This is a genomic window from Streptomyces sp. NPDC006430 (assembly GCF_040612395.1).
GTDB lineage: Bacteria > Actinomycetota > Actinomycetes > Streptomycetales > Streptomycetaceae > Streptomyces.
Genome location: NZ_JBEXQA010000023.1, coordinates 35,405 through 46,737, shown reverse-complemented (window position 1 = coordinate 46,737; position 11,333 = coordinate 35,405). Strand labels below are relative to the sequence as shown.

Sequence of the window (11,333 nt, the reverse complement as noted above, 5' to 3'; positions counted from 1 at the left end):
GCCATGAACCACAGGAGCCCACCGAACCCGTTGCGCCGAGCGGCCGACCGGACGCGCAGGTGGTGGCACGCCGCACTCTTCCTCGGCCTCCTCGCCGCGATCGGTTGCGGCGTGGCGGCCGGCCTCGCCGCCTGGAACGCGGACAGCCGTGCCGCCCGGGAACAGGCTGCCCACCTGCACCGGATCACCGCCACGACCGTCGCGGATGCGGAACGCCGCCTGGGCGGACGCGTCTCCGGTGGCCCCGAGGCCACCGCGCGGGCCGTCTGGCAGTACCCGGCAGCCACCCGGCACACCGGCACGCTCGCGGTCCCCGCCCAGACCCCGGCGGGCAGGACGGTGCAGGTATGGGTGGACGATGCGGGCCGCGAGGCCCAGGCGCCGCGCAGCGGGAACGACATCGCCGTGTCCGCCTTCGCGGCCGGCACCTGGGCCGCAGGCCTGATCGCGCTCGCAGCCACGGGCGTGGTCCACCTCGGACTGCACCAGCTCGACGCCCGCGCCCTCGATGCGTGGGAACGCGACTGGGCACGGGTCGAACCCCGCTGGTCCGGCCGGCTCCGCAGCGGACCGGGAGCCGAAGACGACTGAGGCCGGTGGCCGGCACGATCGCGGGTACCCCGCTCCCCACTGGATCTCTGCCCCCACCACCGGAGCTCTGCCCTCACCGGATTTCTAGCACGTCCTGGGCGGGGCGACGGGGGGTCGCAGGCCCCTGAGGGCCGTAACCGAACCGGATGACCATGTGGACGTGGCCCATCGCGCCGCTCGGGTCGCGGACCGCCCAGCGCAGTTCGGGCCACTCCAGGGGCTGTGAGGTCATGGAGGTGACGAGGCCGTCGAGGGTGGCTTGGAGCAGGACGCGTTGCAGGGCCTGGCCGGCCTTCATCCAGTCGGTCGGGGTGTCGTCCGTGGTGCCGAGCAGAGCGATGTGCGGATGCTTTTCGAAGGGGGCCGACTCACGGTTCGGTACCGGGCGCCACGCGCCGAAGTCCCGGACGGGAGCGGTCATCCCGGACTGGTGGGGACCGAAGGCGTACGTCGGGATGCCTTCCGTCGCGGGACCCTCGCCGGGCTCGCCCGTGCGGATCCAGGCGGCGGTCTCATCGCGCAGGGGGCGGTTCAGGGCCTCGCCGTACTCGGAGTCGTGGACGAGGTCGAGTACGGCCTCGGTGTGCCAGGCGTCCGGCATGATCAGCCTGCACCCTTCGAGCAGGGCGGCGGCGCGCAGTTCGTCCTGGAGGGCGGCCGGGATCTCCTCGTCGGTGAAGGGGAAACGGCTGGTGTGCCGGCGTCGCAGCGCGGGGTGGAAGACGGCGAGGTCGCGTTCCGCGGCAGCCGGGTCCCGCAGGCGTACCTCGGCGAGCAGCCACGGGTCGTCCGGATCGGGCAGGATCCGGACGTCCGGTTCCCGCCCCGCCTGTACGGCGGCCACTCTGAGGTTGAACAGGGCGGCGGCGCATCCGAGGTGGAGCGCTCGGAGGTTCGGGTCGGCCTGCGGCATGGTGCGCGTGGGGTCGCCGTACAGCTCGATCGTGTCGCTGTCCGTGTGGAAGACGAACTTCCACGGCTGGGCGTTGTGCATGGACGGCGCGGTAACGGCGTCCTCGACCAGGGACACCACGGCCTTCGCGTCAAGGGGCTGTGCGGACATGGTCGCGTCCTGTCTGTGCGGGCCGGTCGTGGGCGCTGACCGGAACGGTGACGTGGATCCAGGGTCGCCGCGGTGGCGTGCACGGCGAGAGGGGCCGAGAGGCCCTCAGTCGGCCCGACCGTCCCCGTACTGCCCTTGGGGCCAGATCGTGCGGTCGGGTTCCGCACCACCCATGTCGAGACGGAACGGCGGGTACTCGTCCGTCATCAGGGCCGCGTACGCGGCAACGCGCAGTACCCACCGGTTCAACCCCACCACCAGGTCGAAGAGGTCACGTGGGTACTTTTCGGTGAAGGCCAGCGTCACCACGGCGATGAGGGCCAGCAGGGAGATCAGTCCGCCGCCCCACCAGCCGGCGCGCGGGGAACCCGCGAAGAAGCTGATGATCAGGTAGTGCGGGATCGCCAGCAGCCACCACTTGAACAGCACCAGCGGTCGCGAGAGACGTTCCGGGTAGGCGACGTCGAGGCCTGCGGGGTAGTCGGGTTCCGGGCCGAGGCTGAACGGTGGGTACCGGTCGGTGCCGAGGGCGCCGTACGCGTAGAACCCGACCCGCCACGACCAGCGGAGCACGCCGACGTTGAACTCGAACAGGCCCCGCGGGTAGCGCTCGGTGAACAGGATCGCGAAGAAGGCGATCACGCTCACCACGAAGAAGGCGATCCACAGGAAGCACAGCACGATGTAGTGCGGGATCGCGAGGATCCACTTCACCAGCCACAGCCAGCGTGACAGCGGACTGTCGAGGTCGGCCCTCACCGTGACTGAGCGGTACGAAGGAACATTGGTCGACATCGTTGCGTCACCATCCCGTGTCCGGGCGTCGTGCACGTCCCGGTGTGCCGGTGTTCCGGGCTGCCGGGTGCTCTTGGTTCCGGTCGGTCGCGGCCGGTGGTCCCGAAGGCAGCCGTTGACCTCGTGCTCCTCCATCATCCGCGCCGCGCGCACCGCACTCCAGTCGGGACCGGCCGGATGCCGCACGCCGCGTCACTCCCGCGTCACTCCCGCGCCAGGGTCCTTCGGCCCCGTGCTGCTCGTCCCGCGGGACGACGACGACCAGGGGAGCGAGGACTGACCGGCACCCGGCCCCGTCAGTGCTCGCCCCTCTCGTGTTCGTGCACCTCCGCTGCGATGACGGCCGCCTGGACGCGCCGTTCCACGCCCAGCTTGCCGAGCAGCCGGGAGATGTGGTTCTTGACCGTTTTCTCCGACAGGTACAGCTCCTTCGCGATCTGCCGATTGGTGAGCCCGTCACCGATGAGGTCCAGAACCGACCGCTCGCGCTCGGTCAGCCCCTCCAGCCGCGCGTCCTCGGGCGGTTTCGCCGCCGGCGGGTCCCTCAACGAGCGGATCAGCCGAGCCGTGGTCGCCGGGTCGAGCATGGACTGACCCGTCGCGACCGTCCGCACGGCCGCCACCAGGTCCGCCCCCTTGATCTGCTTGAGGACGTAGCCGGCCGCACCGGCCATGATCGCGTCGAGCAGGGCGTCCTCGTCGTCGAACGACGTCAGGATCAGGCACGCCAGGTCCGGCATGCGTGAGCGCAGTTCGCGGCAGACCGTGATCCCGTCGCTCTCGGGCAGCCGGACGTCGAGCACCGCGACAGTGGGACGCAGCGCGGGTCCGCGGGCCAGCGCCTGGTCGGCGGTCGCGGCCTCGCCGACCACCGCGATGTCTGGTTCCGCATCGAGGAGGTCGTGCAGACCGCGACGGACCACCTCGTGGTCGTCGAGGAGGAAAACCCTGATGGGCGCCTCGATGGAGGTGCTCGCTGCGTCGGACATCTGCACCCCTGTGGTCGGTCCGCTGGGCACGTGCCTCGTACGCATTGTCTCAGGGGGAGGCCCCGACGCACGCTGTGCCGGGGAGCCGGGCCCGGCCCAGGGGTCAGGCCGCCGTGCCGGTCGCGCCTTCAAGGTCGATGCGCACGTCCACCACGCCCTCGACCGCCCGCATCGCGCGCACCAGCAACGGCACCAGGGAGCGGTCCCGGAGCGGTCCCCGAAGGGTGACGACGCCGTCCAGCACCGAGAACTCCACCTGGAGCGGCGGCGTCGCCTCCGCGAGGACGATCCGACTGATCTCCTCTTCCAGTTCCTCGTCCGGGCGCAAGAACACCTTCAGCAGGTCGCTGCGGCTCACGACGCCTTCCAGCATTCCGACCTCGTTGACCACCGGCAGCCGCTTGACACCCTTGCGGGCCATGATGCGCGCGGCCTCGGCGATCGTGGCGTCCGGGTGCACGGTGACGGCAGGGCTGGACATCAGTTCCTCGGCCAGGACGGCACCTGCCTTGGACGCCTCGTCGTACTGCTCGGGCAGCTGCGGATCTTCCCGCCGGAACTCCTCCTTCGGCAGGAGATCGGCCTCCGAGACGACGCCCACGACGCGTCCCTCGCCCTCCAGCACCGGCAGGGCGCTGACCTTCCATTGGTGCATCAGCTCGACGATCTCCTTGTAGGAGGCCTCACGGCCGATGGCGATGGCGGTGTGCGACATGACGTCACTGACGGTGTACTGCGGCACGGGCATGGCCGACTCCTCGGGGGACGATCGGTGGGGACGTGGTGCTCACACGGTGCTTCCGCTGCCGTAGGGGGCGTACAGGTCGAGCAGGCGTACGCGTGCCGCGTGCAGGCGGTGCGCCAGGACCTGGGTCACCCAGTTGCCGATGGCGGACCCGAAGGCCGGGTCGTCGTCCATCAGCTTCCGCACGGTGGCGGCGTCGAACTCGTACGCACGTACGGGCGTCATGGCTTCGGCGCCCAACTGCCACCGGTGCGGCGTGATCATCCACGACCAGCCGACCAGTTCGCCGGGGCCGAGGCTCTCGACCACCGCGGGCTGACGGCCGGGCACGTGGAGGTCCAGGGTGACGACGCCGGACTTCACGATCCAGAACCGGTCGGCCAGGCCTCCTTCGTTGAACAGGCGGAAGCCCTCCGCGAAGTTGACCTCGCGGGCTTGCTCCATCAGGTGGGCGCGGTACTCCGCGGGCAGGGCGGTGATCCGGGTGGGAGAAGGGGTGCGCATGACGGCCTCCGTTCAGGTGCGCCTTCAGTTTCCGGCTGCGGCCGGTGGCCCGGGCAGGGGCCGATCGGTCCCCGCCCGGGCCCGAACGGCCCGAACGGCCCGGACGGGCCTTTCGTCGCGCCGTCAGCGTCAGTACGGCCAGGACCAGTCCGTGATCTCCGGAAGGTCGCTTCCGTGGACCCGGATCCAGTCGTGATGGCGGATCCGCTGGTCGGACATGGCCTGGCGTAGGGCCCCGGCGCGGTCGGCGAGGCCGGGGACCCGGTCGATGACGTCCATCACGAGGCGGTAGCGGTCGAGGTCGTTGCGCACCACCATGTCGAAGGGCGTGGTGGTGGTGCCCGACTCCTTGTAGCCGCGGACGTGCAGCTGGGGGTGGCCGGCCCGGCGGTAGGCGAGCCGGTGGATCAGCCACGGATAGCCGTGGTACGCGAAGATCACCGGGGTGTTCCGGGTGAACAGGGCGTCGTACTCGACGTCCGTCATCCCGTGGGGGTGCTCTTCCCTGGGCATCAGCCGTGCGATGTCGACGACGTTGACGACCCGGACGGCCAGGGCGGGCAGGTGCTCGCGGAGCAGGGCCGCCGCGGCCAGCACCTCCAGCGTCGGGACGTCGCCGGCGCAGGCCAGCACCACGTCCGGCTCGCGCACGCCGTCGTCCGTGCCCGCCCACTCCCAGATGCCGGCGCCCCGGGCGCAGTGGGTCCGTGCCTGGGCCATCGACAGCCAGTCGAAGCAGGGCTGCTTGCCGGCGACGACCACGTTCACCTGGTCCCGGCTGCGCAGGACGTGGTCGGCCACCGCCAGCAGGGTGTTCGCGTCGGGCGGGAAATAGGCCCGCACGACCTCCGGACTCTTGTTCAGCACGTGGTCGACGAACCCGGGGTCCTGGTGGGAGAAGCCGTTGTGGTCCTGGCGCCAGACGTGTGAGGTCAGCAGGTAGTTCAGGGAGGCGATGGGGGCGCGCCACGGCAGCCCGCGGGCCGTCTTCAGCCATTTGACGTGTTGGGCGACCATCGAGTCCACGATGTGCGCGAAGGCCTCGTACGTGGAGAACAGTCCGTGGCGACCGGTGAGCAGGTAGCCCTCCAGCCACCCCTGACAGACGTGCTCGGACAGGATCTCCATGACCCGCCCGCCCCGCGCCAGGTTCCGGTCGGTGGGCTCGGTCGGCTCCTGCCACGCCTTGCCCGTGACCTCGTACAGGTCGTCGAGCCGGTTGGAGGCGGTCTCGTCGGGGCCGACGACCCGGAAGTCCCGGCTCCGTTCGGTCGCCCTCATCACGTCGGCGAGGAAGGAGCCGAGCACCCGGGTGGGTTCGTGGAGCGTGCTGCCGGGCTTGTCCACCGGCACCGCGTGGGCGTCGAGGCCGGGCAGTGGGAGGGGGCGCAGCAGCCGGCCGCCGTTGGCGTGCTCATTGGCACCGAGCCGCAGGTCACCCGTCGGCACGCACGCCAGTACCTGCGCCGTGGGACGGCCTTCGGAGTCGAAGAGCTCCTGCGGGCGGTACGAGCGCAGCCACCGCTCCAGCAGGCGCAGGTGTTCCGGGTTCTCCCGTACGGAGGCCAGCGGCACTTGGTGGGCCCGCCAGGTGCCCTCCACGGGGTCGCCGTCCACGCGGGCCGGGCCGGTCCAGCCCTTGGGGGTCCGCAGGACGATCACGGGCCACGGGCGGCGTGCGTAGTCGCCCTTGCCGGCCCGCGCCTCGCGCCGGATCTCGGAGATACGGTTCAGGGCCTTGTCCATCGTCTTGGCCATGGCCTGGTGCACGCTCCGGGGATCGTTGCCCGTGACGTACAGCGGCTCGTGCCCGTACCCGCGCAGCAGCGCGTCCAGCTCCGCCTCGGGGATCCGGGACAGGACGGTGGGATTGGCGATCTTGTAGCCGTTGAGGTGGAGGATCGGCAGGACCGAGCCGTCGCGCACCGGATCGAGGAACTTGTTCGAATGCCAGGAGGCCGCCAGCGGCCCCGTCTCGGCCTCGCCGTCGCCGATGACGCACGCGACGAGCAGGTCGGGGTTGTCGAAGGCGGCACCGTAGGCGTGGGCGAGCGAGTAGCCGAGTTCGCCGCCCTCGTGGATCGACCCCGGGGTCTCCGGCGCGACATGGCTGGGAACCCCGCCGGGGAAGGAGAACTGCCGGAACAGCTTCCGCATCCCCTCGGCGTCCCGGCTGACGTCCGGATAGGTCTGCGTGTACGAGCCCTCCAGCCAGGAGTTGGCGAGGACGGCCGGACCGCCGTGGCCCGGACCCCAGATGCACAGGGCCTCCAGAGCCCGCTCCTTGACCACCCGGTTCAGATGCGTGTGCACCAGGTTGAGGCCGGGGGAGGTGCCCCAATGGCCGAGCAGCCGGGGCTTGATGTGCTCGGGGCGCAGCGGTTCGGCCAGGAGAGGGTTGTCCATCAGGTAGATCTGACCCACGGCCAGGTAGTTCGCGGCGCGCCAGTGGGCGTCGAGCTCGGAGATCGGGTACTTCGTCATCTGCGCTCCTTCGTGCGGCAGATCGCGGCGTGCGTCGACTGAGCCGATGTCAGGACTGTGCCCCCCTGCGCGGGAGGCCGCCAGGGGAGGGCCGGCCCTCGCCGAGGGACTGTCGGCCCTTATCGCCCCCGCACTCCAGGAGCGACGCTGAAGGCCGGTGGCGCCGGTCATCCCCCGCCCGGCGCCACCCGAAGCCCTGCTCACCCACACCATGCGTCCCGCCTCGGGGCAGTACGGAGGACAGACCAGTGACCGCAACCCTCGTCGCAGGAATCGACGGATCCCCGGAGAGCCTGGCGGCAGCGGATTGGGCCGCTCGGGAAGCCGTACGCCGAGGAGCGCGACTGCACCTGGTGCACGCCTGGCTGTGGCAGCCGCTCGCCCACCCGTACGCCCCGGATCGGCAGATCGAAGCGGACCGCGCGCAGACCGTTGTGCGGGAGGCCGAAGCCGCGGTGACCGGGCAGTACCCGGACCTGGACGTATCGGCCTCCCTGGTGTCCGACGACACGGTCCCCGCTCTGCTCGGGCTCGCCGAGGAAGCCGGGATGCTGGTCATCGGCACGCGCGGCCACGGCGCCCTGCGCGGCTTCCTGCTGGGCTCGTACGGGCAGCAGGTCATCGCCGCCGCGCCGTGCCCCGTGGTCTCGGTGCGCCGTACCACCGGCGAGGTCACCCCGCCCCGGACCGGCGAGGTCGTCGTGGGCCAGCAGGGCGGGGTGGAGGAAAGCCGCGCCGTCCTCGGCTTCGCGTTCGAGGCGGCAGCCGCCCGCGGCGCGAGCGTGCGCGCCGTACGGGCCTGGAGCCTGCCGCCCGTCTACGCCTACAGCCCCACGTCCATGTGGGTCGCGGACCAGCTCGGCGGGCTGGAGCCGTACGAGAGGGCCGCCCTGGAGCAGGCCCTGGAACCGTGGCGGGAGAAGTTCCCGGACGTACCCGTCGTGGAGCAGGTGCAGATGGGCAGCGCGGGTCAGACCCTGCTCTCCGCCGCGTCCGGCGCCGACCTCCTCGTCGTCGGCCGGCGCGTACGCCACTCCGCCGTGGGCACCCGGATCGGGTCGGTGGCACACGCCGCCCTCCACCACGCGCCCTGCCCCGTGGCGGTCGTCCCGCACGACTGAGCGGAGCCGGACCGTCTCCTTCCGGGCCGTCCCTTCCGGACGGCCCGGAAGGGACGGCCGGGCGGGGGCCGGAGCCGCTCGGCCCCCGATCCATGGATCTCGGTGCCATCGCCGTGGACCTTGGTGGGCCGCGCGCCGCTGCTCTTCCCCGGTCGGTCTCGAAATCAGGGACCTTCGGCCCTGTACGGAGGGGCAACTGGTCCTTCCGGGGGACGGAATCATCCGATGAGCTGGGGAACGCACGGGGAACGGCCCGGCTCGGTGCACCGAGCCGCAGTACGAAGGGGTTGCCATGACCACTCAACTGATCGCACTGACACGTGCGGTTCACGAGGACGGTCCGGTCGCTCTTCACGGCGAGCTCGATTTCCACACCAGCTCGCAGATCGGCCCGAGACTCGTGCAGCTCGCGGGGTCGTGGGGCCCCGAGCTCACCTTGGACCTGTCCGGCCTCACCTTCTGCGACAGCTCCGGAATCGACCTGTTCGTGCGGATACACCGGCAGTGCGCCGTCAGCGGCACCCGACTGCGGCTCGTCAACGTCCCTTCCCTGATCGCCGAGTCGATGCGGGCGCTGGGCGACGACCGCGTGCTCCTGTCGTCCGGAAAGTGACCGGACGGCCCTGTCGTACGGCTGGTGAAGGGACCGTTCGGCCCTGGTGCGGGCCGGACGCGTCGAGCGAGGCTGGTGATCAAACCGAAGCAGCGGCAGGCGGACTCGAACGGAGGTGCGGACCATGGATCAAGAGGTGACGGGGCGACGGGCCGGCCCGGGCCGGACCACGGTGCCCGCCCGCCGGATGAAGCCGATCGACCGCGGTGAGGCACTCAGACTGTTGGGCACGGTGTCCTTGGGCCGGATCATCTTCACGCAGCACGCCCTGCCGGCCGTCCGACCGGTCAACCACGTCGTGGACGGCGAGAGCGTCGTCGTACGGCTCCACGACGGAGGTGCCCTCGCCTCCCTGATCTCCTCGCCCGGCACCCCGGGGGTGGTGGTCGCCTACGAAGCCGATGTGATCGACCCCGAGACGCACCTGGGCTGGAGCGTCGTGGTGACCGGCTACGCCACCCCCGTGGTGGACCCGGAGGACCTGGAGCGGTACGCGCGCTGGCTGCACCCCTGGGCGAGCCACACCGCGTCCCGAGCCCTGCGCATCACGCCCGACCTGGTCACGGGCTTCCGGCTGGTGGCGGAGCCGCCCGAGGCGATGACCGTGGGTGGCTGTTGACCGGTCACCCTCCCGAATTGCCGATCAGCGGGGCGCTCCAGACGAACTCGCTGCCTCCGGCGGCCGGCCGCTCCACGGCGAAGGTGCCGCCCAGGCTCCGGGCGCGCTCCTCCAGGTTGCGCAACCCGCTGCGGCGGCCCTGAGCCGGAACGCCCCGTCCGTCGTCGGTCACCGTGAGGACGATCTCCTCACGGGTGGCCCTTAGCGAGACGCCCACCCGGGTGGCGTCTGCGTGGCGTGCGGCATTGCTCAGCAGCTCGGTCAGGGCGGCCACGGCGTGGTCGGCCACCTGGGCGGGGACGTCGGTGTCCAGGAGCCCCTCCATGCTGAGCCGGGGCGGGTGCCCGAGCGCGGCCCCCGCCTCGCTGACCGCCCGGGCTGCGCGCGCCCTCAGGCCCGGGTCCGAGGAGTGGTCCCTGGCGCGCAGACCGAAGATCGTGGACCTGATGATCTTGATGGTCTCGTCCAGGTCGTCCACGGCCCGGCCCACCCGGTCCGCGGCGCCGTCGTGCTGGACCAGCCGCGCCGCGCTCTGCAAGGTCATCCCCGTCGCGAAGAGCCGCTGGATGGCGAGGTCGTGCAGATCGCGGGCGATGCGGTCGCGTTCCTCCAGCAGGGCGATCTGTTCGGCGTCGCGCCGTCGATCGGCCAGTTCCAGCGCCAGTGCGGCCTGTCCGGCGAAGGCCAGCAGCGGTTCCAGCTCACCTTCGGTGAACACCGGCTCGGAGGCCGACCGGGCCAGCAGGAGTACGCCGCGCCCGTCCTCGGCGGCCGTGCCGAGCGGGACGGCGACCGCGGGCCCCAGCGTCACCCGTTGCTGGGCGCTGTCGCCGTGCAGGTCGTCAGTGGCGAGGCTGACCGTGGTGACGGGGCTGCCGCCGTGGTACGCGGCCCCGGCCAGGCTGCCCTCGACGGGGACGACCAGGCCACGGCGCAGTTCGCTGCCCGGCCCGACGGACAGCTCCACCACCAGGTCGCCGGTGCCGTCGAGCGGCATGGAGATGTCGGCGAGCTCGGCGCCCGTGATCTCCCGGGCGCGGCGCGCGATGAGCTCCAGCACCGCCGGCCGCGGGCTGCCGGACAGCAGGCTGTTGGTGATCTCGGCGTTCGCCTTCAACCAGCGCTGCTGCCGCTGGGAGCCCTCGTACAGGCGGGCGTTGTCGATGGCGACCCCGGCGGCGACGGAGAGGGTGGAGATCACCGCCTCGTCCTCGGTGTCGAAGTCCTGCCCGCCGCGCTTGTCGGTCAGGTACAGGTTGCCGAACACCTCGTCGCGGACCCGGATCGGGACGCCGAGGAAGGTGCGCATCGGCGGATGATCGGCCGGGAAGCCGTGCGAAGCGGTGTGGGATCCGAGGTCCGTCAGGCGCAGCGGCTCGGGATGGTGGATGACCTCGCCCAGCAGGCCGTGGCCGGCGGGCAGTGCGCCGATCCGGGCGATCTGCTCGTCGGTGAGCCCCACGGTGAGGAACTGGGAGAGGGTCCGGCCGTCGGGACCGATCACGCCCAGTGCACCGTAGTCGGCCTCGACCAGGAGGGCGGCGGCCTCCACGATGCGCCGCAGGACCTGGGAGAGGTCCAGCTCCCGGCCGACCGAGACGACCGCCTCCAGGAGGCTGTGCACCCGGTCCCGGGTGCCGCGCACCGCGTCGATCCGGGCCTGTAGCTCCTCCAGCAGCTCGTCCAGTTGCATCCGCGGTACCTGGGGCAACGGATCCGCCACGCCCACCAGCTCCTTCTGTGCCCATCGTCCGTTTCAGCCTCACCGTATCGAGACCTGGCGGAACCCGAGGCTCCATCGGCGGGGTC

Annotated in this window: 11 protein-coding genes; 4 read left to right on the top strand and 7 right to left on the bottom strand. The window is 71.5% G+C overall.

Annotated features, from left to right (window positions below; all coding sequences use genetic code 11):
- The first annotated feature begins 3 nt into the window (after positions 1-3).
- Positions 4-591 carry a hypothetical protein gene (locus ABZZ20_RS26745; protein ID WP_356873787.1) on the top strand — a complete coding sequence of 196 codons (588 nt, stop codon included), beginning with the start codon at positions 4-6 and terminating at the stop codon, positions 589-591.
- Between the two features lie 73 nt (positions 592-664).
- Here ABZZ20_RS26745 and ABZZ20_RS26740 read toward each other — a convergent pair whose 3' ends face one another.
- The 6 genes from ABZZ20_RS26740 to ABZZ20_RS26715 all read right to left on the bottom strand — a co-directional run bounded on the left by ABZZ20_RS26740 (position 665) and on the right by ABZZ20_RS26715 (position 7,171).
- On the bottom strand, positions 665-1,654 hold the full coding sequence (locus tag ABZZ20_RS26740; RefSeq protein ID WP_356873785.1) for a nitroreductase family protein: 990 nt from the start codon (positions 1,652-1,654) through the stop codon (positions 665-667).
- A gap of 105 nt (positions 1,655-1,759) precedes the next feature.
- Entirely contained in the window at positions 1,760-2,449 is a 690-nt protein-coding gene (locus tag ABZZ20_RS26735; protein WP_356873784.1) for a DUF4389 domain-containing protein, read from the bottom strand.
- A 296-nt stretch (positions 2,450-2,745) separates the two neighbouring features.
- A complete protein-coding gene (locus tag ABZZ20_RS26730; protein WP_356873782.1) occupies positions 2,746-3,438 on the bottom strand; it encodes a response regulator transcription factor in 693 nt (230 codons plus the stop codon).
- Positions 3,439-3,541: 103 nt separating this feature from the next.
- Positions 3,542-4,186, bottom strand: coding sequence for a CBS domain-containing protein (locus ABZZ20_RS26725; protein ID WP_356873780.1), 645 nt, complete (start codon positions 4,184-4,186; stop codon positions 3,542-3,544).
- Positions 4,187-4,225: 39 nt separating this feature from the next.
- Complete coding sequence (locus ABZZ20_RS26720; RefSeq protein ID WP_356873778.1) at positions 4,226-4,687, bottom strand: cyclic nucleotide-binding domain-containing protein; 462 nt, start codon at positions 4,685-4,687, stop codon at positions 4,226-4,228.
- Positions 4,688-4,816: 129 nt separating this feature from the next.
- Complete coding sequence (locus ABZZ20_RS26715) at positions 4,817-7,171, bottom strand: phosphoketolase family protein (protein ID WP_356873776.1); 2,355 nt, start codon at positions 7,169-7,171, stop codon at positions 4,817-4,819.
- Positions 7,172-7,419: 248 nt separating this feature from the next.
- Between ABZZ20_RS26715 and ABZZ20_RS26710 the strand changes: the two genes are divergently transcribed.
- The 3 genes from ABZZ20_RS26710 (at position 7,420) to ABZZ20_RS26700 (ending at position 9,524) form a co-directional block, all read left to right on the top strand.
- The gene (locus ABZZ20_RS26710) at positions 7,420-8,292 is read left to right on the top strand and encodes a universal stress protein (RefSeq protein ID WP_356873774.1); all 873 of its coding nucleotides are present in this window, start codon (positions 7,420-7,422) and stop codon (positions 8,290-8,292) included.
- Between the two features lie 292 nt (positions 8,293-8,584).
- Complete coding sequence (locus ABZZ20_RS26705; RefSeq protein ID WP_356873772.1) at positions 8,585-8,905, top strand: STAS domain-containing protein; 321 nt, start codon at positions 8,585-8,587, stop codon at positions 8,903-8,905.
- A 124-nt stretch (positions 8,906-9,029) separates the two neighbouring features.
- Positions 9,030-9,524, top strand: coding sequence for a pyridoxamine 5'-phosphate oxidase family protein (locus tag ABZZ20_RS26700; RefSeq protein ID WP_356873770.1), 495 nt, complete (start codon positions 9,030-9,032; stop codon positions 9,522-9,524).
- Positions 9,525-9,528: 4 nt separating this feature from the next.
- Here the strand turns inward: ABZZ20_RS26700 and ABZZ20_RS26695 are convergent, their stop codons facing one another.
- Complete coding sequence (locus tag ABZZ20_RS26695; protein ID WP_356873897.1) at positions 9,529-11,217, bottom strand: GAF domain-containing protein; 1,689 nt, start codon at positions 11,215-11,217, stop codon at positions 9,529-9,531.
- Between the last annotated feature and the right edge of the window lie 116 nt (positions 11,218-11,333).